Below are 24160 nucleotides of genomic sequence, written 5' to 3' on the forward strand. Positions count from 1 at the left end.
CGCCCCGCCGCCGCCTTCGTTCAGAAGCCTTGGAACAGCATGTCGAGTGCGGCGACGATGTCGTCGCGATGCCTCGTCAGGTTCAACCGACTTTCGCCCAATTCGCTCACCGGAACGGTGGCAATGAGGTGTGTGGCCATAACCAGCTTGCGGGCGTTGACCTCGAATATCGGATGGAGTTTTCGCATTGGCGGCGGCACCATTGCCACCGGCAGAAGCGGGACGACTACGCGTGTCTTGAAATTGTCGAGCAGGTCGGATTGAACGTCGAGCAGATAGCTGCCTTCGACGCGGCCTGCGAAGACGTCATATCGAGGCATCAGAACTGCCGATACTCTTCCAACGGAATGCCGTTCTTTTCGGTATAGTCGTTCCAGGCATCAATAGTGGCGCGGTTCTCAAGCTTCCACAGCCGCGTTTTTTCAGCTGCCACCGCTTCCGCGATACCAGCTTCCGCAGCGCGCGAGACATTGACGTCCAGCCCCTTGGCTTCCCTCATGAGACTGGAATCGATCGACAGGTTTGCAGGCTGACGGATCGCATTCAAGGCAATCTTACGCATAATGGCCTCCGCAACATGCGCATAATATATGCGCACTCCCGTTCTGGAGCAATATCGAGCGACTTGGGTTGCCGGTCGACTGTGCCTACCCCTCCATCTCTTCCCGCAGCATCTCAAGCTCCAGCCATTCTTCCTCCAGCGCCGCCAGCGTGGTGCGTTCCTTGTCCAGGGCGGCGATGGTCTTCTGGAACGAGACCGGATCGCGTTCGTAGAAAGCCGGGTCGGCGATGTTGTTCTCCAGCCGGGCGATCGACGCCGTTACCGCTTCCATCTTCTTGGGGAGAGATTCCAGCGCGAATTTCTGCTTGAACGACAGCTTCTTCGCCGGGCCTTTTGGCGTTGCCGGCTCGCTTCTGGCTGCCGCCGGGGCCTCGCTCCCTTCGGCCTTCGCACGCGCCTTGCGGTCGTCGAGCCTCGTGCCGCCGCGCTGCGCCAGCATGTCGGAATAGCCGCCGGCATATTCGACCCAGCGGCCGCCGCCGTCGGGCGCAATCACGCTGGCGACGGTGCGGTCGAGGAAGTCGCGGTCGTGGCTGACCAGGATGACGGTGCCGGCGAAACCGGCGACCAGTTCCTGCAGCAGTTCCAGCGTCTCCATGTCGAGATCGTTGGTCGGCTCATCGAGCACCAGGAGGTTCGCCGGCCGCGCCAGCACGCGCGCCAGGATCAGCCGCGCGCGCTCACCGCCGGAAAGCTCGCGCACCGGCGTGCGCGCCTGCTCGGGCTTGAACAGGAAATCCTTCATGTAGGACACGACATGGCGCTGCTCGCCATTGATGACGAGGTTTTCGCCGCGGCCGTCGGTGAGATACTGCGCCAGCGTCTCCTGCGGATCGACCGCCTCGCGCTTCTGGTCGAGCGTGGCGATCTCCAGATTGGTGCCGAGCCGAACCGAACCGGCGTCGGGCGCCAATTCGCCGGTCAGCATCTTCAGCAGCGTCGTCTTGCCGGCGCCGTTCGGCCCGACGAGGCCGACGCGGTCGCCGCGCTGGATGCGGGTCGAGAACCCCTTGACCACGGTGAGGTCGCCGAAACTCTTGTCGATGGCCTTGGCCTCGATCACCAGCTTGCCGGATTCGGCGGCGTCGCTCGCCACCATGGTCGCCGTGCCTTCGGCGCCGCGGTGGCCGCGAAAGCGCTGGCGCATGGTCTGCAGTTCACCGAGACGGCGCATGTTGCGCTTGCGCCGCGCCGTCACGCCGTAGCGCAGCCAGTGTTCCTCGCGCACGATCTGGCGGCCGAGCTTGTGCTGCTCGCGTTCCTCTTCCTCCAGCACCTGGTCGCGCCATTCCTCGAAATGGCCGAAACCCTTGTCCAGCCTTCGGGTCTGGCCACGGTCGAGCCAGACGGTGGCGCGCGACACGCGTTCGAGGAAGCGGCGGTCGTGCGAGATGACGATGAGGGCCGAGGAGGTCCGGACGAGCTCTTCTTCCAGCCATTCGATGACCGACAGATCGAGATGGTTGGTCGGCTCATCAAGCAGCAGGATGTCCGGTTCTGGAGCCATGACGCGGGCCAGAGCCGCCCGCCTGGCCTCGCCGCCTGACAGATCGTTGGGCCGTTCCTCGCCCGACAGGCCGAGATGCTCCATCAGATAGCTGGCGCGGTAGGGATCGTCGGCAGGCCCGAGCCCCGCCTCGACATAGGCGCGCACGCTGGCAAAACCCTCCATGTCGGGCATTTGCGGCAGATAGCGCACGGTCGCGGAAGGCTGGCGGAACACTTCGCCGTCCTGCGGCGCGATGAGGCCGGCGGCGATCTTGAGCAGCGTCGACTTGCCCGAGCCGTTGCGGCCAACCAGCGCGATCTTGTCGCCGGCCGAGGCGCTCAAGGCGGCGCCGTCGAGCAGCGGCGTGCCGCCGAAGGTCAGTTTTATCCCGTCGAGATTGAGAAGAGGCGGGGCCATGTCAGCTTTCGGGCAAAGGATGGGGATGGGCAAGCAGCAGCGCACGGCCGTGGCCGAGGGCGATTTCGAGGCCTCCGGTCTTGTCGACCCTGACCTCGTTGGAGATGGTCAATGAAGATCCGAAAGCGACCTCGACCTGGTCGAGCGGCCATTTGGCGCCGGTAACTGTCAGGCCGGCAAGTTCGGAGAAACCCAGGATCGAGAACAGCGTGCCGTCGGCGTAGTCGAAGCGCGCTGTTCCATGCAGCAGGGGAATGCCTTCCTGGGCGCCACTGGTCAGAAGCACATCCGTCCCTGCCTCGGCCAGCCGCAGGCCGAGCGCCAGGTGCAGGAAGGCATGGTCGGCGCGCTTGCCGCCGAAGGCGCCGGCAAGCACAAGCCTGGTCGCGCCGCGTTCGAGTGCCGCCGCGATCGCCAGTTCGCCGTCGGTGGCGTCCTGCTCCGCCGGAAATGTCCGGCGCGGCACGTCGGCGAGATCGTCCGGCAGGCCGGCCGGCACGGAATCGAAATCGCCAACCCACAGTTCCGGCACAAGGCCCAGAAGCCGCGCATGGCCGATGCCGGCATCGGCGGCGATGACGCGCGAGCCTTCGACCTGGAGGTCGAGCCGTGGCGTGCGGACGAGGTCGCCGCCAAGCAGGATGGTGAATGTGCTCATATCCGGTGGCCCTTACCAGCCCGGCACGGGAAACGGAAGGCGGCAAACTCCCACTTGCGCGGTTCTCCGGCCGGGCCTATGTGTCGAAACGCTCTAACGGGGTGCCGGCCGCGATCGTCGCGAACCGGCTGAGAGGCAGTCTCGCCAACCCGCTGAACCTGATCCGGTTTGTACCGGCGGAGGGATTAGACGTTTCGGACAGTCCGACGCCTCAATTCCTTTCAATTCGAACGAAGGAGGCGCCGATGCGCACGCTTTTATACGCTCTTGTCTCAGCAGCCGTCATGGCTCTGTCCGGACCAGCCTTGGCCAAGGACAAACTCACCGTCTACACCTATGAGAGTTTTACCGCCGACTGGGGTCCAGGTCCGGTGGTGAAGAAGGCGTTCGAGGCTGAATGCGGCTGCGATGTCGAGTTCGTCTCGGTCGCCGATGGCGTCGCGCTGCTCAACCGCGTCAAGCTGGAGGGCGCGTCGACCAAGGCCGATGTCGTGCTTGGGCTGGACACCAACCTCACCGCCGACGCCAAGGCTACCGGCCTGTTCGCGCCGCATGGCGCGGTAACGGACGTCAACGTGCCCGGCGGCTGGAGCGACGATACGTTTGTTCCCTTCGACTACGGTTACTTCGCTGTCGTCTACGATACCGAGAAGCTGAAGAACCCGCCGAAGAGCCTGAAGGAACTGGTCGAAGGCAGTGGCGACGACAAGATCGTCATCCAGGACCCGCGCACCTCGACGCCTGGCCTCGGCCTGCTGCTGTGGGTGAAGTCGGTCTATGGCGACAAGGCGCCGGAAGCCTGGGCCAAGCTGAAGACCAAGGTGCTGACCGTGACGCCGGGCTGGAGCGAGGCCTATGGCCTGTTCACCAAGGGCGAGGCGCCGATGGTGCTGTCCTACACCACGTCCCCGGCCTACCACATGGTTGCCGAGAACACCGAGCGCTACCAGGCGGCGTCCTTTGAAGAAGGCGAGTATCTGCAGATCGAGGTTGCCGGCGTTACCACGACCGGCGCCAAGAACCCGCTGGCGCAAAAATTCATCGCCTTCATGACCGGGCCGAAATTCCAGGATGCCATTCCGGAGACCAACTGGATGTTTCCGGCCGGGAAGACCGACAAGGCGCTCAACGCGGCGTTCGACAAGCTGGTCAAGCCGACCAAGACCCTGCTGTTCAGCCCGGAGGAAGTGGCGGCCAACCGCAAGGCCTGGGTCGATGAGTGGCTGGCGGTGATGAGCAAGTAGTTTGGTCTTATGATCGAAATGAGCAAGTAGTTTGGTCTTATGATCGAAAGATGAGTGCTCTACGGCGCCCCCCTCTGCCCTGCCGGACATCTCCCCCTCTAGGGGGGAGATTGGCAGCTTGGGTGCCCCGCTCGTTCACCCGGCATTGGTCATTGGCGAAATCGCCAATGGCGGCTGATCTCCCCCCTAGAGGGGGAGATGTCCGGCAGGACAGAGGGGGGCGCGAAGGAACTCGACGCCTACTAAGGGTCTTTCGTGCAGCGCGCGTCTGACCCCCGCGTCACCGCCGGCATTGTCGCGCTCGTCGCCATCGCGCTGCTGATCGGCGGCGCGTTCGCCGGGCTGCTCGTCGAGGGCGGTCATGACCTCTCCGGCGCCTGGGCGGCTTTCGATCCCTATCTGCTGCGCGTCGTCCGGTTCACGCTCTGGCAGGCAATCCTGTCGACGCTGCTTTCGGTCGTCCCGGCGCTGTTCGTGGCGCGTGCACTGTCGCGGCATCCGCGGTTTCCCGGCCGCGCCTTCATCCTGCAGCTCTTCGCCGTGCCGCTGGCGCTGCCGGCGATCGTTGCCGCGCTCGGCATCCTGACGCTCTATGGCCGTGCCGGCTATTTCTCCGGCCTGTTCAGCGCCATTGGCGGTCAGGGGTGGCCGGGTATTTATGGTCTGTCGGGCATTCTGGTCGCGCATGTCTTCTTCAACCTGCCGCTATGCGTGCGCCTGTTCCTCGAAGCGCTGCAGACCATACCGGCTGACCAATGGCGGCTGGCGAGCCAGCTCGGCATGGGCGCGCGGCCGGCGTTCCGGCTGATCGAATGGCCGACACTGCGCGCGGCCTTGCCTGGTGTCGCCGGCCTTGTCTTCATGCTGTGTATCACCTCCTTCACCATCGTGCTGACGCTCGGCGGCGGGCCAGCCGCGACAACGCTGGAGGTCGGCATCTACCAGGCGCTGCGCTTCGATTTCGATCCCGCGCGAGCCGTGGCACTAACATTGCTGCAGATCGCCTTGACCTTTGTCGTGGTGCTGGCGCTGACGCGGCTCGGCGCCAATGTCGTGGGCGACACGAACCTGCCGGTGGCTCCTCGCCGCTACCTGCGGGTCAGCGGCAGTGAGGCTTCGCTCAACACGGCGCTCATCGTTCTGGCGCTGCTGTTCGTCGCCGGACCGATGGCCGCGACCGTGATGGCGGGGCTGGGCGCCGATCTTGGCAGGCTTGCCGGCGAGGCGGCGGTGCGGCAGGCGACACTGACAAGTGCCGCGCTGGCCTTCCTGTCGGCGCTGTTGTCGGTGATGCTGTCGCTGGCCCTGACAATGGCGCGGCGGGCTCTGGCCTTGAGCCGGCGCACAGCCCGAAGGACGCTGCTCGAACATGCCACCGATACCGGTGCCGGTTTCGTGCTGGTGGTGCCGCCCATCGTCATCGGCGCCGGCTGGTTCCTGCTGCTGCGCCATGCCGGCGACGTCTTTGCCATCGCCCCGGTGATGGTCGTCACCGTCAACGCCGTCATGGCCATGCCTTTTGCGTTGAGGGCCGTGCGCCCCGCCTATGACGCGGCGAGCGAGCGTCATGAAAGGCTCTGTGCGCAGCTCGGCATTTTCGGTTGGGCCAGGCTGAGGTTGATCGACTGGCCAACGCTGCGACGGCCGCTCGCCACAGCCTTCGCTTTCGCCATGGCGCTGTCGCTTGGCGATCTCGGTGTCATCGCCTTGTTCGGCAGTGATTCCGTGCAGACATTGCCCTACCTTCTCCTGGCGCGCATGGGCAGCTACCGCACGCAGGACGCCGCCGGGCTGGCGTTGCTGCTTGGCGTGGTCTGCCTGGCCCTGGTGCTGGCGGCCGACCGGCTGAGAAAGGAGACGGTGGTTCGTGACTGAGCGGGCAATTGGCGGGCAGGGGGCTTCGGTTCGGCTGGACAAGGTTTCGTTCAGCTATGGCGAAACGTCGCTTGCTTTCGACGTCGCGTTCGCCGCGGCGCGGATCACCGCCATCATGGGACCGAGCGGCTCGGGAAAGTCGACCCTGCTCAATCTGATCGCCGGGTTCGAGACGCCATTGTCCGGCCGCGTGCTGATCGGCGGGGCCGATGTCGGCGCCGAACCGCCGGCGGCGCGGCCGGTGTCGATGGTGTTCCAGGAAAACAACCTTTTCGCCCATCTCTGCGTCGAGCAGAATGTCGGGCTCGGCCGTTCGCCATCATTGCGGTTGAGCGAGGCCGACCGCGCGGCCATCGCCGACGCTCTTGCCCGCACCGGCCTTGCCGGCAAGGAAAAGCGGCTGCCGCGCGAACTGTCCGGCGGCGAACGGCAGCGCGTGGCGCTGGCGCGGGTGCTGGTGCTGGATCGCCCGGTGTTGTTGCTCGACGAACCTTTCGCGTCGCTCGGGCCCGCCTTGCGCGACGACATGCTCGACCTGGTCGCCGGCCTTCATGCCGAGCGAGGCATGACCGTGCTGTTCGTCACCCATCAGCCGGAAGACGCCCGCCGCATCGGCCAGAATGTGGTGTTTGTGGACAATGGCACAGTGGCGGCCATGGGCACTGCAGACGAATTCTTCGCCGGGACTGGTCCCGAAGCATTCCGGCGCTATATCGGCGTGAGTGCCCTATCACGAGATATTGCCCGGAAGCGGACATAATTTACGGTCAAACCGGCTTCAGGCGAAGGGACGCTTGCTTGCCTTGGCAGAAGTAGTGTGGCTAGGTCCGCCCTACCGGTCCGGCACAGGCCGTGATTTGCCTGCAGCATCCACCGCGAGCCCTTGAGGGGGCGTAGTGGAGGCCGTAGCAGTTTGTTTTTGCGCATGACAGTTCCGAAGATCGCCCCCGGTTTTCGTGGTCATGCTCCGGGACCCGAAAGGAAGCCGTTCTGGCGATCGGCGTTGAAAGACCAAGATTGAAGCCGCTGGCGCGCTTTCTGGCACTGGCCGGCTTTGCCGTGGCACTGGCAAGCTGCCAGATGTTCACGCCGCCGGACGTTCAGGAATCAGGCTTCCAGCCATCCGACAAGCCGATCACCGTCGACAATGTCGTCGCCAATGCCAAGCTCGCCGAAATGGCCAAGGCGCAGCACCCGCGCATCCTGGCGACCTATGGCGGCGAATATTCCGACCCCAAGCTGGAGCGCATGGTCGCGAAGGTCGTCGGCAATCTGACCGTTGTGTCGGCCAATCCGACCCAGACCTATCGCATCACCATTCTGAATTCACCCAACGTCAACGCCTTCGCCCTGCCTGGCGGCTACCTCTACATCACGCGCGGCCTGCTGGCGCTGGCCAATGATTCATCCGAGCTTGCCGCCGTCATCGCGCACGAAATGGGCCACGTCACCGCCAATCACGGCTTGCAGCGCCAGCAGCTGGAGGCCGAGGAAGGCCTGGCGACCAAGGTGGTCTCGGACGTGCTCGGAGATAGCCCGACCGCCAAGGCGGCCCTGATCCGCGGCAAGCTCAGGCTGGCGCAGTTCTCGCGCAACCAGGAACTGGAGGCCGACGCTATCGGCATCAAGTCGATCGGCGAAGCCGGCTACGATCCCTACGCCGCCGGCCGTTTCCTGCAGTCGATGTCGGCCTATACCGACTTCCGCTCGATATCGGGCGCCACCGACGCCAGCCTCGACTTCCTGGCCACGCATCCGAACACGCCGCAGCGCATCGACCTTGCGCAGCGCCATGCCCGCCAGTTCGGCGCGCCCGGCGTCGGCACGCGCGACCGCGATTCCTTCCTCGCCGGCATAGACGGCCTGCTCTATGGCGATACGCCGGAGGAAGGCTATGTACGCGGCGAGACCTTCCTACATCCGGGCCTGGGCGTCTCGTTCACGGTGCCGGACGGTTTCATCATCGACAACAACGCGGCGGCGGTGACGGCCACGGGGCCTGGCGACATCGCGATCCGCTTCGACGGCGTTTCGATCGACAAGAACCGTGCCCTGACCGATTACATCAAGAGCGGCTGGGTGGCGGGTCTCGACGAGAATTCCGTCAAGCAGGAGACGATCAACGGCAACGAGGCCGCGACCGCGCATGCCGGCGCGGAAGGCTGGCAGTTCGACATCGCGGTGATCCGTGCCGGCGGCCAGGTTTACCGGCTGCTGACCGCAGCGCCTTCGGCCAGCACCTCTCTGGAAACCGTGGCGCGTTCGGTGAGCGGTTCGTTCCGCATCCTGAGCCCCGCTGAAAAGGCGGCGCTGAAGCCCTTGCACATCCGCGTGCTTACCGTGCAGCCCGGCCAGACCATGGGAACGCTTGCCGCGCAGATGGTTGGCGTCGACCGCAAGCTCGACCTGTTCCGCGTGCTCAACGCGCTGTCGCCGGGCGCGGCGGTTTCTGCCGGTGACAAGGTCAAGATCGTCACCGACAAATAGCTGATATCGTGAGGTTCAGGCCGCCGTCGCCAGAAATTCCGGATTCTGCTTCACCAGCGCGACCTTGAGTTTCTCCATGGCGCGCGCCTCGATCTGACGCACGCGCTCCTTGGAGATGCCGAGCGTCTCGCCAAGCGCCTCCAGCGTGGCGCCGTCATCCGTCAGCCGGCGTTCCTCGATGATGCGCAACTCACGGGTGTTGAGCGCGGCGAGCGCGGCCTTCAACCAGACCGAACGGCGCGCGACGTCGATCTTGTCGCCGACGACCTCGTCGGGCAGCGGGTCGTCCGAGACGAGGAAATCCATGCGCTCGGTGGCGCCCGAATCGTCGGCAAGCGGGACGTTGAGCGAGGAATCGGGAGCCGACAGCCGCGAATCCATCATCGCCACATCCGCTTCGGAAACGCCGAGTGCCACCGATACCTCGCGGTAAAGGGTTTCGTTGGAAAGCGGTTCGGCGCCATTCGCAAGACGGGCGCGCAGGCGCCGCAGATTGAAGAACAGGGCCTTTTGCGCCGAGCTCGTGCCGCCGCGCACGATCGACCAGTTGCGCAGGATATAGTCCTGCATCGAGGCGCGAATCCACCATGTCGCATAGGTCGAGAAGCGCACCTCGCGCTCGGGCTCGAAACGGGCGGCGGCCTCGAGCAGGCCGACATGGCCTTCCTGGATCAGATCGCCGAGCGGCAGTCCGTAGTGGCGGAACTTGGATGCCATGGAGATGACAAGGCGCATATGGGCGACGGTAATGGAGTGCAACGCGTTCTGGTCGTTGTCCTCTTTCCACAGCAGTGCCAGCCGGTGTTCCTCATCACGCTCGAGATAGGGCGCCTTCATCGCCGCGCGGACCATGATCCGTCCTGCCGTGTCTTCCATCATGAGGCGCTCCCCTGGCTCAGGCGATGTGACCGATGTCACGAACTTGGCGGGCACAAGCTTGAAATCGCGGCGTCGTGCCCTAGAAAATCCAAAACAGCCATGCGCGAGAAAGGTTCCGCTGGTAGCGGCGGACTTAAGCCGTCCACGCGGCCCGATATTGGTTCCGGTCGGGCCAATCTCTGTGTCGAATTTTTCTTGAAGAATTCAGTTTCGGAAATGTCTCGTTTTTGAAAATCTGTTCCTTATTTTTTCGCTCCGCATCTGTCATTTTCCAGTCCTCACAACATGCCGGGTCTCCGGCCAAGGACGGGATCACAGAAAAATGAAATGGCTCAAGTCACTCATCATCGCCGGAACGCTGCAGGCGCTGGCCGTCGCATCCGGCCATGCCGGGGCAAATCTCGACCAGATCAAGCAGGCGGGTGTCATCAAGGTCGGCACGGAGGGTACTTACGCGCCCTTCACCTATCATGACGCTTCAGGCGCCCTGGTCGGCTTCGACGTCGAGATCGCCAAGGCGATCGGCGACAAGCTCGGCGTCAAGGTCGAATTCCTCGAAGGCAAGTGGGACGGGCTGATCGCCGGCCTCGACGTCAGCCGCTACGATGCCGTCATCAACGAAGTCGGCATCACCGATGCCCGCAAGGCCAAGTACGACTTCTCGGATCCCTATATCGCCTCCAAGGCGGTGCTGATCGTGCGTGGCGACAACACCGACATCAAGAGCTTCGCCGACCTCAAGGGCAAGAAGTCGGCGCAGTCGCTGACCTCGAACTTCGGCAAGCTGGCCGAGTCGAACGGCGCCGAACTCGTCGGCACCGACGGCTTTGACCAGTCGATCCAGCTGCTCCTGACCGGCCGCGCCGACGCGACCATCAACGACAGCCTGTCGTTCCTCGACTTCAAGAAGCACAAGCCCGACGCCAATGTGAAGATCGCGGCGCAGGAAGAGAACGCCGACTATTCCGGCGTCATCGTGCGCAAGGGCGATCCCGAACTGGTCGCCGCCATCAACAAGGCGCTGGCCGACATCAAGGCCGACGGCACATATCAGAAGATCGCCGACACCTATTTCGGCCAGGACGTTTCGAAGTAACTCACGTCGGGGCCGGTCAGCGGCTCCTGCAACACCATCCGGCGGCGGGCTGTCTTTGACGGCCCGCCGCTTTTGTCGTGATATGGCGCCAGCATAAGCGTTTCAATCACGCCGCCTTGACTGTTCCGGAGGGTCTTTCGTGCCGCACTGGCTGCAACTGATGCTGGACTCGCTGCCTTCGCTGTTGTGGGCGGCGCTGATCTTTACCGTGCCGCTGACGCTGTTGTCCTTCGTCCTCGGGCTGACCGTCGGTCTTGGTGCGGCGCTTGGCCGGCTGTTCGGGCCAAGGCCGCTGGTGGCGCTCGTGCGTTTCTATGTCTGGATCTTTCGCGGCACGCCGCTGCTGGTGCAGCTGTTCCTGATCTTCTACGGCCTGCCGTCGGTCGGCATCTTGCTCGACGCCTTCACCGCGGCCCTGATCGGCTTCACGCTCAACATCGGCGCCTACACGTCGGAAATCATCCGCGCGGCCATCGGCTCGGTGCCGAAAGGCCAGTGGGAGGCAGCCTATTCCATCGGCATGACATGGAGCCAGGCGATGCGGCGCACGATTCTGCCGCAAGCAGGGCGCGTCGCCGTGCCGCCGCTCTCCAACACCTTCATCTCTCTGGTCAAGGACACCTCGCTCGCCGCCGCCATCACGGTGCCGGAAATGTTCCAGGCCGCGCAGCGCATCGTCGCCACGACCTACGAGCCGCTGATCCTCTATGTCGAGGCGGCGATCCTCTATCTGGCGTTGAGTTCGGTGCTGTCGGCCCTGCAGACGCGGCTGGAGGGACGGCTCAACCGCTATGGCGGCTTCCTGGAGGCGCGCTCATGATCGGCCTCACCAACATCGAAAAGCGCTTCGGCGACAATCTGGTGCTAAAGGGGGTGACGGTCACAATCGCCGAAGGCAGCGTGACCGCGCTTGTCGGGCCTTCGGGCGGCGGCAAAAGCACGCTCCTGCGTTGCATCAACCTGCTGGAGATCCCGACGTCGGGCACGGTTCGCATCGGCGACGAAACGCTGGAATTCCGGCCCGGAGCCAAGGTGCCGGCCTTCGACATCAGGCGGCTGCGCCTGCAAACGGGCATGGTGTTCCAGAATTTTCAATTGTTCCCGCATCGCACCGCGATCGAGAATGTCATGGAAGGACTGGTGACGGTGCTGAAATGGTCGCCCGCGAAGGCGCGCGAGCGGGCGATGGCGCTTCTGGAGAAGGTGGGCATGGCGCACAAGGCCGACGCCTGGCCGGCGACCTTGTCGGGCGGCCAGCAGCAACGCGTGGCGATCGCCCGGGCGCTGGCGCCGTCGCCCAAGGTGCTTCTGTGCGACGAGCCGACCTCGGCGCTCGATCCCGAACTGGCGCAGGAGGTGGTCGACGTGCTGGGCCAGCTTGCCAGCGAGGGCACGACCATGGTGATGGCCACGCACGACCTGCGTCTCGCCTCCAAGATCGCGCGCGAAGTGGTGTTTCTCGATGCCGGCGTGGTGGTCGAGAGCGGGCCGGCTTCTGTCGTGTTCGACAATCCCGAGCGCGAACGGACGAAACGGTTCATTGCTTCGCTGCGGCAGGAGGCGGCGGCGGAAGGTGGCAAGATCTCTTCGTAGGTCTGCGCTGCCCCTCATTGCCCTGCCGGGCATTTCTCCCCGTATAGTGACGGGGAGAAAGGTCGCCGTCATTGATGATTGCGCAAATCATCTTCGTTTCAAGAAAGAATGTGGAGGCTGCGGAAGTGGCCCTTCTCCCCGTCGCTATACGGGGAGAAGGTGGCGGCAGCCGGATGAGGGGCGGCGCGGCGTATTCAAATTCCGCTTCCCAAAAGCAAAAAACCCGGCGCGAGGCCGGGTTTTTCATGAACTCAAACTGGCAAGCGATCAGGCAGCTTCTTCCTGCTCGGCTTCCTCATTGTCGGCCTTGGCGCCGCGCTTGGGGCCCTTGTTGAGGTTGACCTCGATCAGGCGCACGGCTTCGGTTTCCGACATGCGGTTGACGGCGGCGATCTCGCGGGCCATCCGGTCGAGCGCGGCTTCATAGAGCTGGCGTTCGGAATAGGACTGTTCCGGCTGGTTGTCGGCGCGGTAGAGGTCGCGCACGACTTCCGAGATCGAGATCAGGTCGCCCGAATTGATCTTGGCATCATATTCCTGGGCGCGGCGCGACCACATGGTGCGCTTGATGCGGGCGCGGCCCTGCACGACCTTCAGCGCGCGTTCGACATAATCCTCTTCCGACAGCTTGCGCATGCCGATGGAGGTCGCCTTGGCGACCGGCACCTTCAGGCGCATCTTGTCCTTCTGGAAGTCGATGACGAACAGTTCCAGCTTGTGCCCGGCCACTTCCTGCTCGTCGATCGAAACGATCTGGCCGACGCCGTGCGCCGGGTAGACGATATATTCGCCGGTCTTGAAACCGTGACGCGCACCGGTGGACTTCTTCTGCGGTGTGGTTGTTGCCATTACGCCCTGAACTCCTTGTTGTGGTACCGGCATCCTGCCGGCCCGAACTCGTGCGATCGGGGAACCCGATCGTTAGCCGCACAACTGGTGTACCCACCGGGAAAGGCCGGGACCGGCAAACCGCACGAATTGCGACCGCCTGGCCCAGATCGCTCTGGTCCGGATTGGGAATTTCACCTTTCAGTGATTTGGGGCGTCTGCGCCATAAATCGACGTTGTGTCACCGGCATGTTTCGTTGGTGTAACACAAAAAGTCGGAAGAATCAAGGTTTTGCTGCATACGCGAAGGCCACGACCTATCGCCGCCTGTCAAGGCGGTTAATGCACCATACCCTTTACGCTGCGTCATACCGCCTGAACGGTAGCGCTGTCAGTCACCCTCGCCGGGCTCGGCGGAGAAGTACTTTTCGAACTTGCCGGCCTCGCCGTCGAAGGCCTTTGCGTCGGCCGGCGGTTCCTTCTTGGCCGTGATGTTGGGCCATTTCTCGGCATATTCGGTGTTGATCTGCAGCCACTTGTCGAGGCCGGGCTCTGTGTCCGGCTTGATCGCATCCGCGGGGCATTCGGGCTCGCAGACACCGCAGTCGATGCATTCGTCCGGATGGATGACGAGCATGTTCTCGCCTTCATAGAAACAGTCGACCGGACAGACTTCGATGCAGTCCATGTACTTGCACTTGATGCAGTTGTCGGTCACGACATAGGTCATCGGTCGGCTCCGGGACGTCCCAACTTTATTGGGCTTTTTCCGTGAGGTAACGCCTTTGGCAGCCGCTTGCAAGGGCGGCCGTGCCCGGTGGCGCCGGCGTTTTGGAAATGAAATTTCATGCCGCCGGCTATGACGGGGTCATTGTCATCTCCGGGATCATTTGTTTGCCGGATTCAGACGTGGCCCGCATCCCGCATCCGCCGCGGCAAAGCCGCCGCCTTGGGGCGACTGGCCTCAATCGTCTTCGAACAGGCGATCGGTCTGGCGACGCTCTTTCTTGGTGGGTCGGCCACTGCCGGCCTCGCGCAGCGCCGGGATCGCGTCGGGAAGGGCCTCGCCTTTCGGTGTGGGCGGCGGCGACATGTCTTCGTAAAGGGTACGGGCTTCCTCGGCCGGGCCGCGCCGGGTGCCGGCGCCGAGCACCTTCCAGACGAAGATGCGCTGGTCGAGCGTGATCGTCAGCACGTCACCGGGCTTGACCAGATCGGAGGCCTGCGCCGCTTTGTCGCGATTGATGCGCACGCGACCCGCGACCACCAGCTTCGCCGCCAGCGAGCGCGATTTCACCGCGCGCGAGAAGAACAGCCATTTGTCGATGCGCTGGCGGCCTTCCGCAACCATCGAACCCCGCCGGCTTACTTCTTAAGCTGGTCGCGCAGGGCGGCGAGCTTGGCGAAAGGTGAGTCCGGATCGAAGCGGGCCGGGCGCTCCTCGCGCGGCTTGGGCTGGAAGGCGGGTTTTCCGCCGCCCTTGCCCCGGTCGGGGCCTTTGCCTTCCGCTCTGTTGTTCTTCCAGTCCGGCCTGCCGTCGCGGCGATCGGCGCGATCGCCTTGCGGCCGTCCGTCACGGCGCTGCTCGCCTTCGCCCTGCGGCTTGGGCTTGAACTTGGAGCGGTCGAAGCGCGGCTTGCCGGCGCCGTCGCGCCGACCTTCATGGGCGGGGCGTTCGCCTGACGCGCCGGTCGCCTGAGCGCCACCAGCTTCGGCCGGCGCATTGCCGCGTCCGCGCGCCTGTCCGTTGCGCTGGCGATTGTTGCGGCCTTCGTGATGGCGGGGGCGCTGCTCGAAGCGGCCCTGACGCCACAACAGGATCGGCTTCGGCGCTTCGGCTTCGGCAACGGCCTCGCCAAAGGCCGTTTCGGCCGCCACGGCAGGCTCGTCCGAAACCACCTCAGTTGCCGTCACGGCTTCGGCAGCCGGTTCCGCTGGCGTTGCCTCGACAGGCACGGCTTCCACCTCCGGCTCGCCGGCAGGTTCAGCAGCGGCCTCGGCTATCGCCTCCGATGCAGGTTCTTCTTCGGCTTCGGCAGGAGCTTGCACCTGCTCTTCCGGAACAGGGTCGGCCTGCGCTTCCGCGATGGCTTCGGCCGGAGCTTCGGCAGCGGCTGCCGGTTCGGAACCGTCCACCGCAGTCTCCGTAGCCCCATCCGTCGCGGCGGCTTCGGCCGCTCTGGCCTGCTCGGCGCGCGCGGCCTCTTCCGCCGCGAGCTTGGCGGCGGCGGCTTCCCGGGCGGCATTGTCCTGTGCCTCCAGCCGTGCCTTGACCTCGGCCGCCGGCTTCGGCTCGGCGCGATAGCCAAGGCCTTTCAGGATCTCTTCCATGTCGTCGGCGGTGGCGCCCAGAATGGACATCATCGGCGGCGTCACCATGAAGGACTGGCCGTCATAGGCGCCGTCCGGACGTTGGCCGAGGCCGGGCTTCCAGTTGGTCGCCGGGCGGATCAGGTCGGCCAGCCGCTCCAGAATGTCGATGCGCACGGCGCGGCGGCCGAGATTGCGGTAGCCGGCCAGCTTGTAAAAGGCCTTGTCGAAGGCCTGATCGATGACGACGGACGTGCGTCCGGATGCCAGCGCATGGACGACATCGCCAAAACCAGGCTTGTCCTTGCCGTCGTTCTTCAGCGCCCACAGCAGCGTCACCAGTCCGGCGGGAGCCGGCTTGATCAAGGCCGGCACGAAGACATGATAAGCGCCGAAGCGTACGCCCAGCCGGCGAAGCGCTGCCCGGCCTTCCTGGTCGAGCGACTTCATCTCCTCGGCGATGTCGCGGCGGTTGATGAGGCCGAAATTCTCGACCAGCTGGAACGCGATGCCTCTGCCGATGCCCGAAATCTGCTCGGCATTCTTCAAATCGACCAGCGGCTTCAGCAGCGACTCGATCTGGAAATTGACGAACCGTTCGGCGCGCGCGGCGACCTTGTCGCGCGCCGGGCCGGTCAGCTGTTCGTCGGCCAAAAGCACGAGGCGCGGCTTCAGCGCGTCTTCGCCGGACACCAGCGTGCCGATCGGCGCGCCGATCCAGCGCAGGACACCGTCCGAGCCAAGCGCGAGGTCGCCATTGGGGCAGGCGCCGAAGCGTTCGGCGCGCGCCTCGAATTCGGCGGCCAGCGCCTTCTGCGCGGCGGTGCGCACGGCCTTGGCGTCTTCGCCGCCGGCCGTCTGGTCGGCGGTGAAGCGGAACCCCTGCAATTCGCCAACGTGATGGCCTTCGACAAGGACGGTTCCGGTAGGACTGATTTCGGCTTCAGGCATGGTATTTTCTCTAAGGCGCCGCATGAGGACGGAAGTCCTGCGGTCTACGAAGCGTTTCGTCAACCGTTCATGCAGCGCATCCGACAGTCTGTCTTCGATTTCGCGCGTCTTTTCCTGCCAGTGTGCCTGATCGGCCAGCCAGCCGGGCCGGTTCGACACGAATGTCCAGGTGCGGATCTGCGCGATGCGGTGCGACAGCGTGTCGATGTCGCCCTCGGTGGTGTCGGCGCGGCGCACCTGCTCGGCCATGTAGTTCTCGTCGACATGGCCATGGCGGGCAAGGTCCATGTAGATCGAAGCGATGAGATCGGCGTGCTGGGCCGGCGCGATCTTGCGGTAGTCGGGCAGCGCGCAGGCTTCCCACAACAGCGCCACGCGTTTGGCATCGCTGGCAAGAGCGCGGATCTCCTCGTCGCGCGACAGATATTCGAGCGCCTGCGCATCGACGGCCGGCAGAGCGCGGGTCAGGCCCTCGACCGGCGCGTTGGTCTCGATCGAGCGCTTCAGCGCGTCAAGGCTGCTGAAGTCGAAGCGGGCGGTGCGCCATTGCAGCACCTTCACCGGGTCGAAGTCATGGCTTTCGATCTTCTTGACCAGTTCCTCGTCGAGCGGGTCGACCTGGCCGGTGACGCCGAAAGTGCCATCGCGCAGATGCCGGCCGGCGCGGCCGGCGATCTGGCCAAGCTCGGCTGCCGTCAGGTTGCGGTACTGATAGCCGTCGAACTTTCGGTTCTGGGCGAAGGCGACATGGTCGAGATCGAGGTTGAGGCCCATGCCGATGGCGTCGGTGGCGACGAGATAGTCGACATCGCCCGACTGGAATAGCGCCACCTGCGCGTTGCGCGTGCGCGGCGAAAGCGCACCGAGCACGACGGCGGCACCGCCCTGCTGGCGGCGGATCAGTTCGGCGATGGCGTAGACCTCGTCGGCGGAGAAGGCGACGATCGCCGTGCGGCGCGGCAGGCGGGTCAGCTTCTTGGAACCGGCATAGGCCAGATGCGACAGGCGCGGCCTCGTCACCACCGAGACGCCTTTGAGCAGACGCTGCAATATGCCGTGCATGGTGGCGGCGCCGAGCAGCAGCGTTTCCTGGCGGCCGCGCAGGTGCAGGATGCGGTCGGTGAAGATGTGGCCGCGCTCGAGGTCTCCGGCGAGCTGCACCTCGTCGATGGCGACGAAGGCGGCATCGGTCTCGCGCGGCATCGCCTCGACGGTGCAGACCGAATATTTCGCGCCGGGCGGCTGGATCTTTTCCTCGCCGGTGATCAGCGCGACCTTGTGGGCCCCGACCTTCTCGCAGACACGGCCATAGACCTCGCGCGCCAGCAGCCGAAGCGGCAGGCCGATGACGCCGGTCTCGTGCGCCACCATGCGCTCGATGGCGAGATGGGTCTTGCCGGTGTTGGTCGGTCCAAGCACGGCGGTCACGTCGCGGCCCGACAGGATCAGCGGCTCTGTGTGTTTGGGCTGGATATTCATCGGCTCGGAAATAAGGCTTTCTGGCCACTCATTGTCGGGAGCGCGCCTCGCGTGGCGCGTGTGACAGGCGACACATAGGGATTTCGGGCGCGAAGCGAAAGCGGAATGTTCCGGCAGGGGCCTGGAGGTGCCTTGGTCAACCCGCAAATCAGCCGGCGCTTAACAGTTGGAACGAGTCTGGAACGAATCGGCGACGAATCGCTGACTCCTCGGGATTCAGCTTTTGTTCACGGCTACATATGGATTTCGTGACCATGAGTCTCACCACATGCTGAATCGTCGAACTGGCCCGTTTTATGCTAGGCGAGTTACGCCGTTAATCCTTGCCGGAACGCTGGTCGAGCGGCCCGCCGGCTTCCGGCCAAGATTATGAAATTGTTAATCTTTCTGAATTTCGTCTTAAAGAATTCCGCAGGTTTCAGGCGATTAATGTTAACATTGCGCTCAAAGCCGGAACGAATCGGCGACAAACCGGCGCCGGCGCTATTTTCCCGGTTTGTTCCGTCAATATGTTGTGTTGTGAACAGCTTATCCACCGACAATCCACAGGCTTGACCACAGGTTTAGCCACAGATTCCGGTGAGCCTGTCTGTCGCCGTTAACCTTTGCGTGCCGGATTGGATCATCGCGCGGCGCCGTGTTCCCGGACCCGCGGAACTGGAACTGAAAAGCGGACCGGTTCCCGATCCGCTATCACGGCTTGAAGGCCGTTGCCTGTCTCAGGCGAAGTACTGGCCGCCATTGGCTGTGAGTGTCGAACCGGTGATGAAGCCGGCCTCTTCGGAAGCGAGGAACACCACGCAGCGCGCGATCTCTTCGGGTTCGCCGAGGCGGCCGACCGGGATCTGCGGCAGGATGCGCTCGTTGAGCACTTTCTCGTCGATCGCCTTGACCATCTCGGTGGCGATATAGCCGGGGCAGATGACGTTGACGGTGATGCCGGCGCGGGCCCCCTCTTGCGCGAGAGCCTTCGAGAAGCCGATGTCGCCGGCCTTGGCGGCGGAATAGTTGACCTGGCCGGCCTGGCCCTTCTGGCCGTTGATCGAGGAGATGGTGATGACGCGGCCGAACTTGCGGTCACGCATGCCGCCCCACAGCGGGTGCGTCATGTTGAAGACGCCCGACAAATTGGTGTCGATGACCTCTTTCCACTGCTCGCGCGTCAGTTTGTGGAACATGGCGTCGCGGGTGATGCCGGCATTGTTGACCAGCACCGAAACGGGGCCGAGATCGGCCTCGACCTGTTTGATGCCGGCGGCGCAAGCGTCATAGTCGGCGACCGACCATTTGTAGACCGGGATGCCGGTCTCCGCCTTGAACTTCGCAGCCGCCTCGTCATTGCCGGCGTAGTTCGCGGCAACGGAGTAGCCGGCCTTCTTCAGGGCGATCGAGATCGCGGCGCCAATGCCGCGCGAGCCACCGGTGACGATTGCAACCTTGGTCATGCGTTTCCCCTTTTGATATCGCCCTGTTGTCGGGCTTGGCAGGCACTGGATATGAAACGGGCGGCTTGCGCCGCCCGTCAATCGTTTTCTCAGAGGGCTTCCACGCACATGGCGACGCCCATGCCGCCGCCGATGCAGAGCGTGGCGAGGCCTTTCTTGGCGCCGCGGCGGCGCATCTCGTAGACCAGAGTGTTGAAGACGCGGGCGCCCGAGGCGCCGATCGGGTGGCCGATGGCGATGGCGCCGCCATTGACGTTGACGATCGAGGGATCCCAGCCCATGCCCTTATTGACGGCGCAGGCCTGGGCAGCGAAGGCTTCGTTGGCCTCGACCAGGTCGAGATCGCCGACCGACCAGCCGGCCTTTTCAAGGGCGCGCTTGGAAGCCGGGATCGGGCCAGTGCCCATGATCGACGGATCGACGCCGGCGGTCGCCCAGGAGGCGATGCGCGCCAGGGGCGTGATGCCGCGCCGCGCGGCTTCGGCTTCGCTCATCAGCAGCGCGCCGGCCGCACCGTCATTGATGCCCGAGGCGTTGGCCGCGGTCACCGTGCCGTCCTTGTCGAAGGCGGGCTTGAGCTTGGTCATGGCGTCGAGCGTGGCGCCGTGGCGGATATATTCGTCCTGGTCGACAATGGTGTCGCCCTTCTTGCCCTTGATGGTGAAGGCGACGATCTCGTCCTTGAACTTGCCGGCCTTCTGCGCGGCCTCGGCCTTGTTCTGCGAGGCCAGCGCAAAATGGTCCTGATCATCGCGTGTGATCTGGAACTGGCGGGCGACGTTCTCGGCCGTGTTGCCCATGTGGTAGCCGTTGAAGGCGTCCCACAGCCCGTCCTTGATCATGGTATCGATCATCTTGTAGTCGCCCATCTTGACGCCGGCGCGCAGATGCTCGGCATGCGGCGACAGCGACATCGATTCCTGACCGCCGGCGACGATCACCTTGGCGTCGCCCGTGGCGATCTGCTGCATGCCGAGCGCGATGGCACGCAGGCCCGAACCGCAGACCTGGTTGAGGCCCCAGGCGGTGGTTTCGATGGGCAGGCCGGCAAGGATCGAGGCCTGGCGGGCCGGGTTCTGTCCCTGGGCGGCGGTCAGGACCTGGCCGAGGATGACCTCGTCGACTTCGGCGGCCTCGACACCGGCGCGCGACAGCAATTCCCTGATGACGACGGCGCCGAGCTCATGCGCTGGCGTGGCCGCGAAGGCGCCGTTGAAGGAGCCGACGGCCGTGCGGGCGGCGCTGGCAATGACGATGGAATCGGACATTTTCTTCTCCAGACTTCAAGGGTGTTGTTCTGTCGTTGAGGACTTTTCTTGCCCTTTCCAAACCCCAAGTCAAACCGGAAATCGGCATGGCGCCCATGCGTCGCAAGCAGGCCGCGCATTGTGGTGCAGGCGGCCCGGGCGTTGCTGCGCAGCATATTTTGCCTGCTATGCAGCATTATATGCTCCCGCACTGCACAAACTGCTTGGAATTATGAGGCTTTTGCGCATATCTTCAAAAAGGGCGCAATCGTTACCGGCTGCTTACTCAGGCGCGCCGGTGTCCGGGGAGGATGCAGATGGCCGCAAAAGACGATCCGATCATTATCAAGAAATACGCCAACCGCCGCCTCTACAATACGGGCACCAGCACGTATGTGACGCTCGAGGACCTGGCCGAGATGGTCAAGAAGGGCGAGGAGTTCACCGTCCAGGACGCCAAGACCGGCGACGACATCACGCATCCGGTGCTGACCCAGATCATTTTCGAACTGGAGAACAAGGATGGGCAGAACATGCTGCCGATCCCGTTCCTGCGCCAGCTGATCGCCTTCTATGGCGACCAGATGCAGATGATCGTGCCGAGCTTCCTCGAACAGTCGATGATCGCCTTCTCCAAGGAGCAGGAGCGGTTTCGCGAGCAGATGAAGGGCGCGATCGGCAAGTCGCCGCTCGACGTCATGAAGATGGCGACGCCGATGAAGGCGCTCGAAGAGCAGACGCGGCGCAACATGGAAATGTTCCAGAACGCGATGCGGCTGTTCACGCCTTTTCCGCCAGCGGCCCCGACCCCTGCCGCGACCCCCGCCGAGCCCGCCCGGAAGGAAGCGCCGGAGAAGCCCGACGATCTGCAGCAGCTGAAGGACCAGATCGCGGCCATGCAGCGCAAGCTCGACACGATGTCTTGATCTAACTTCAGTCAATCCGGGGCAGCAATCCATCATAACGGCCGCGCGGCCTGATGATGTTGCCACTCACGATCTGTTCGACCATGTGCGCGGCCCAGCCGACGCCGCGTCCAAGCGCGAACAGTTGAAACGGCGCGTCGCGCGGCAGGCCGAGGCCGCGCGTCATCACGGCCAAGGCAAAATCTATATTCGGACGGGCGCCGGTCGCGGCGATAACGGCGGTCTCCAGCGACCGCAATGTGTCGTCGCTGTTGCCGATGGCAGCCAGAAGCGCGGTGGCCCTGGGGTCGCCTTCGGGATAGAGCTGGTGGCCAAAACCCGGTAGTGGCCGGTCGTGGCCGAGCCAGCGCCGGATCGCGGTGTCGGCGCCGTGCCGTGCCGCGTCCTCGGCCAGATGCATCACCGCTTCGCCGGCGCCACCGTGCCGGGGCCCGGACAATGTCGCCAGGCCTGCCAGGAGGCACGCAGCGGGCGAAGCCCCGGTCGAGGCCGCGACGCGCGCCGCGAAGGTCGAGGCGTTGAGTTCGTGATCGGCAAGCAGGACAAGCGCCCGGCGGATCGCATCCGCGCCGTCATCGCTCACCGACCAGCCTCGCGCCAATCGGTGATGCAGCGGGTCGGACCCTGCCGATGCACCGAGGGCGCCGGCCAGTACGCCGATCGCGCGCGCGGCGTCGGTACACAGTGAGGCGGCGTTTCGCCCAAGCGAAGGCCGCTCCTGGCCGGCAAGCATGGCGAGCCGCGCAAAGGCCGAAGCACGGCCGGCCTGATCGGAGAGGGGCGCCGCCGTCTCGAAATGGGCCGGTTCGGGCAAGGCCCACAGCACGGCGGCGGTCTCCTCCAGCGTGGCATGTTCGCTGAGCGCGGCCGCATCCTGGCCGCGATAGATGAGGCGACCGTGCCAGACGGTCGAGATGGCGGTGACGATCGACGGCTCACCCCAGGCGATCGCGCTTTCGGCGATGGCCGAGGGGCTGCGCCCGCGCGCCCGGCGGGTCGCCAGGGCCGCGATGTCATCGGCGCGATATTCGCTGCGGCGCGGATCGGTGCGATCCGGACGCATGCCGATTCGGCCGCGGCTGACATAGGCGTAGAGCGTCTGCGGCCGCACCTTGAGCCGTTCCAGCGCCTCTTCCCGCGACAGCCATTCGGACATGACGAGCCTGATATTGATTATGTTGATCAAGATTGATGCTTCTTTTGCACACGCTTATCTCCGATCAGCAAAAGCTTCAAGGAGACAAGGCGATGGCGAATGGGCTCGATGATGTGGTGGCGGCCGAAACGGTGCTGTCCGACGTGGACGGCCTGGGCGGCCGCCTGACGATCCGCGGCCATTCACTGCCCGAACTGGCCGGACGATGGAGTTTCCCGCAAGTCGTGCGCCTGCTGCTCGACGGCTTCTTCGACGATCTCCCCGGCGATGCCGAACTGGCGGGGCGTTTGGGCAAAGCGCGTGTCGAGGTTTTCGAACGCCTTCAGCCTTCGCTGGCCTTGCTGGCGCCGCTTGAAGTCTACAGCGCCATGCGCGCCGCGATGGCCCTGTTGCCGGATGGCGAAACGCTGGCGGACGCCTTGCTGCTCATTGCGGCGCCCTCGGTGCTGACGCCGGCGCTGTTGCGGCTGCGGCGTGGCGAGCAGCCGATCGCGCCGGACGCCAAGGCCGACCATGCCGCCGACATGCTGCGGATGCTCAGGGGTTCGGCCCCTTCGGCGGCGCTTGCCAAGGCGCTCGATACCTATCTGGTGACTGTCTGCGACCACGGGCTCAACGCCTCGACCTTCGCCACCCGCGTCGTCGCCTCGACATTGGCCGGCCTGACGTCGTCGGTGCTGGCCGGGCTTGGCGCGCTGAAGGGGCCGCTGCATGGCGGTGCGCCCGGCCCGGTTATCGAGATGCTCGACGCGATCGAGGCGCATGGCGATGCCGCCGGCTGGCTGCGCGACGAGATCGCCCATGGCAGGCGCATCATGGGCTTCGGCCACCGCATCTACCGCGTGCGCGATCCGCGCGCTGACGTGCTGAAGGCGGTGGTACGCAAGCTTGGCGGCGAAGGCGAAGCCGGGCGCAGGCTGGCCTTCGCCGAGACGGTCGAGCAGACGGCGCTCGACGTGCTTCGGATCGCCAAGCCGCAGCGCTCGCTGCAGACCAATGTCGAGTTCTACACGGCACTGGTGCTGGAAGCGGCGGGCTTTCCGCCTGATGCCTTCAGCAATGTCTTTGCCGCCGGGCGTGTCGCCGGCTGGGTCGCGCATGCGCGCGAGCAGCAGACGACCGGCCGGCTGATCCGCCCGCAATCGCGCTATGTCGGTCCGGTGCCGGACCTGGTTGCGTAACGCAGGTCTGGTTTCCTCGCCCCCGCGAAGCGGGGGAGAGGTGGCCCGGCGAAGCCGGGACGGAGAGGGGGACGCCAGCCGCAAGGTCCGCGTCGCCGATGGTTGAGCGCGGGCGCTGATCTGCGTTGGCAGTTCTGTGCGCCAAATTTCCTCTGCCGCGCAGGCCCCTCTCCGTCCCGGCTACGCCGGGCCACCTTGTATCTACACGAGAGAGATTTCGTGGGAATGAAGCGATTGAGCCAAGGTCCGGGCGGCCGCCCGGACCTTGGCTTGGCGAAGTCGCCCGTACCACCTGAGGTTACAGCCGCGGGAGAGCTTGGGATCTTCGCCTTCGTCA

Annotated in this window: 21 protein-coding genes and 1 riboswitch; of the genes, 9 read left to right on the forward strand and 12 right to left on the reverse strand. The window is 64.7% G+C overall.

The window, feature by feature from the left end; genetic code table 11:
* Window positions 1-20: 20 nt before the first annotated feature.
* From J0I79_RS13420 to J0I79_RS13435, 4 genes are all read right to left on the reverse strand, one after another.
* Window positions 21-320, reverse strand: a complete 300-nt coding sequence (locus J0I79_RS13420) for a CcdB family protein (protein ID WP_292858939.1) — start codon at window positions 318-320, stop codon at window positions 21-23.
* The gene (locus J0I79_RS13425; protein ID WP_292858942.1) at window positions 320-562 is read right to left on the reverse strand and encodes a type II toxin-antitoxin system CcdA family antitoxin; all 243 of its coding nucleotides are present in this window, start codon (window positions 560-562) and stop codon (window positions 320-322) included. Before J0I79_RS13425 ends, J0I79_RS13420 begins: the two co-directional genes overlap by 1 nt.
* An 85-nt stretch (window positions 563-647) precedes the next feature.
* Window positions 648-2468 (reverse strand): ABC-F family ATP-binding cassette domain-containing protein, encoded by a 1821-nt coding sequence (locus J0I79_RS13430; RefSeq protein WP_292858945.1) that lies wholly within the window; start codon window positions 2466-2468, stop codon window positions 648-650.
* A gap of 1 nt (window position 2469) precedes the next feature.
* The gene (locus tag J0I79_RS13435; RefSeq protein ID WP_292858948.1) at window positions 2470-3126 is read right to left on the reverse strand and encodes a thiamine diphosphokinase; all 657 of its coding nucleotides are present in this window, start codon (window positions 3124-3126) and stop codon (window positions 2470-2472) included.
* An 87-nt stretch (window positions 3127-3213) separates the two neighbouring features.
* Window positions 3214-3328, forward strand: a riboswitch (TPP riboswitch).
* 43 nt (window positions 3329-3371) lie between these two features.
* On the opposite strand from J0I79_RS13435, the gene thiB reads away from it, so the two are divergent.
* The 4 genes from thiB (at window position 3372) to J0I79_RS13455 (ending at window position 8732) form a co-directional block, all read left to right on the forward strand.
* Window positions 3372-4370: a thiamine ABC transporter substrate binding subunit gene (thiB, locus tag J0I79_RS13440; protein ID WP_292858951.1), complete on the forward strand. Its 999-nt coding sequence runs from the start codon at window positions 3372-3374 to the stop codon at window positions 4368-4370.
* Between the two features lie 255 nt (window positions 4371-4625).
* Window positions 4626-6245: a thiamine/thiamine pyrophosphate ABC transporter permease gene (thiP, locus tag J0I79_RS13445; RefSeq protein ID WP_292858954.1), complete on the forward strand. Its 1620-nt coding sequence runs from the start codon at window positions 4626-4628 to the stop codon at window positions 6243-6245.
* Entirely contained in the window at window positions 6238-7005 is a 768-nt protein-coding gene (gene thiQ, locus J0I79_RS13450) for a thiamine ABC transporter ATP-binding protein (RefSeq protein WP_292858957.1), read from the forward strand. The genes thiP and thiQ overlap by 8 nt, the downstream gene beginning before the upstream one ends.
* Before the next feature lie 257 nt (window positions 7006-7262).
* On the forward strand, window positions 7263-8732 hold the full coding sequence (locus J0I79_RS13455; RefSeq protein WP_292858960.1) for a M48 family metalloprotease: 1470 nt from the start codon (window positions 7263-7265) through the stop codon (window positions 8730-8732).
* A 15-nt stretch (window positions 8733-8747) separates the two neighbouring features.
* Here J0I79_RS13455 and J0I79_RS13460 read toward each other — a convergent pair whose 3' ends face one another.
* Window positions 8748-9611 (reverse strand): RNA polymerase factor sigma-32, encoded by an 864-nt coding sequence (locus J0I79_RS13460; RefSeq protein WP_292858963.1) that lies wholly within the window; start codon window positions 9609-9611, stop codon window positions 8748-8750.
* Between the two features lie 322 nt (window positions 9612-9933).
* Here J0I79_RS13460 and J0I79_RS13465 point away from each other — a divergent pair, with 322 nt between their 5' ends.
* The 3 genes from J0I79_RS13465 (at window position 9934) to J0I79_RS13475 (ending at window position 12300) form a co-directional block, all read left to right on the forward strand.
* Window positions 9934-10707 carry an amino acid ABC transporter substrate-binding protein gene (locus tag J0I79_RS13465; protein ID WP_292858966.1) on the forward strand — a complete coding sequence of 258 codons (774 nt, stop codon included), beginning with the start codon at window positions 9934-9936 and terminating at the stop codon, window positions 10705-10707.
* A gap of 139 nt (window positions 10708-10846) precedes the next feature.
* Window positions 10847-11527 carry an amino acid ABC transporter permease gene (locus J0I79_RS13470; RefSeq protein WP_292858969.1) on the forward strand — a complete coding sequence of 227 codons (681 nt, stop codon included), beginning with the start codon at window positions 10847-10849 and terminating at the stop codon, window positions 11525-11527.
* Complete coding sequence (locus J0I79_RS13475) at window positions 11524-12300, forward strand: amino acid ABC transporter ATP-binding protein (RefSeq protein WP_292858972.1); 777 nt, start codon at window positions 11524-11526, stop codon at window positions 12298-12300. Before J0I79_RS13470 ends, J0I79_RS13475 begins: the two co-directional genes overlap by 4 nt.
* A 267-nt stretch (window positions 12301-12567) precedes the next feature.
* Here the strand turns inward: J0I79_RS13475 and J0I79_RS13480 are convergent, their stop codons facing one another.
* The 6 genes from J0I79_RS13480 to J0I79_RS13505 form a co-directional block, all read right to left on the reverse strand.
* Window positions 12568-13149: a CarD family transcriptional regulator gene (locus J0I79_RS13480; RefSeq protein ID WP_137930869.1), complete on the reverse strand. Its 582-nt coding sequence runs from the start codon at window positions 13147-13149 to the stop codon at window positions 12568-12570.
* 370 nt (window positions 13150-13519) lie between these two features.
* The gene (gene fdxA, locus J0I79_RS13485) at window positions 13520-13858 is read right to left on the reverse strand and encodes a ferredoxin FdxA (protein WP_141833746.1); all 339 of its coding nucleotides are present in this window, start codon (window positions 13856-13858) and stop codon (window positions 13520-13522) included.
* Between the two features lie 234 nt (window positions 13859-14092).
* Window positions 14093-14479, reverse strand: a complete 387-nt coding sequence (locus tag J0I79_RS13490; RefSeq protein ID WP_292858982.1) for an RNA-binding S4 domain-containing protein — start codon at window positions 14477-14479, stop codon at window positions 14093-14095.
* A gap of 14 nt (window positions 14480-14493) precedes the next feature.
* Window positions 14494-17868 (reverse strand): helicase-related protein, encoded by a 3375-nt coding sequence (locus J0I79_RS13495; protein WP_292858985.1) that lies wholly within the window; start codon window positions 17866-17868, stop codon window positions 14494-14496.
* Window positions 17869-18587: 719 nt separating this feature from the next.
* Window positions 18588-19313 (reverse strand): acetoacetyl-CoA reductase, encoded by a 726-nt coding sequence (gene phbB, locus J0I79_RS13500; RefSeq protein ID WP_292858987.1) that lies wholly within the window; start codon window positions 19311-19313, stop codon window positions 18588-18590.
* Window positions 19314-19402: 89 nt separating this feature from the next.
* Window positions 19403-20581 carry an acetyl-CoA C-acetyltransferase gene (locus J0I79_RS13505; protein WP_292858990.1) on the reverse strand — a complete coding sequence of 393 codons (1179 nt, stop codon included), beginning with the start codon at window positions 20579-20581 and terminating at the stop codon, window positions 19403-19405.
* A 296-nt stretch (window positions 20582-20877) separates the two neighbouring features.
* Here J0I79_RS13505 and phaR point away from each other — a divergent pair, with 296 nt between their 5' ends.
* Window positions 20878-21486, forward strand: a complete 609-nt coding sequence (phaR, locus tag J0I79_RS13510) for a polyhydroxyalkanoate synthesis repressor PhaR (RefSeq protein ID WP_292858993.1) — start codon at window positions 20878-20880, stop codon at window positions 21484-21486.
* Between the two features lie 7 nt (window positions 21487-21493).
* On the opposite strand, the gene J0I79_RS13515 is transcribed toward phaR, so the two are convergent.
* Complete coding sequence (locus tag J0I79_RS13515; protein ID WP_292859002.1) at window positions 21494-22642, reverse strand: citrate synthase; 1149 nt, start codon at window positions 22640-22642, stop codon at window positions 21494-21496.
* Window positions 22643-22734: 92 nt separating this feature from the next.
* Here J0I79_RS13515 and J0I79_RS13520 point away from each other — a divergent pair, with 92 nt between their 5' ends.
* Window positions 22735-23823 carry a citrate synthase/methylcitrate synthase gene (locus J0I79_RS13520; RefSeq protein ID WP_292858996.1) on the forward strand — a complete coding sequence of 363 codons (1089 nt, stop codon included), beginning with the start codon at window positions 22735-22737 and terminating at the stop codon, window positions 23821-23823.
* Window positions 23824-24160 lie beyond the last annotated feature (337 nt).

This window comes from Mesorhizobium sp., assembly GCF_017306585.1.
Lineage (GTDB): Bacteria > Pseudomonadota > Alphaproteobacteria > Rhizobiales > Rhizobiaceae > Mesorhizobium.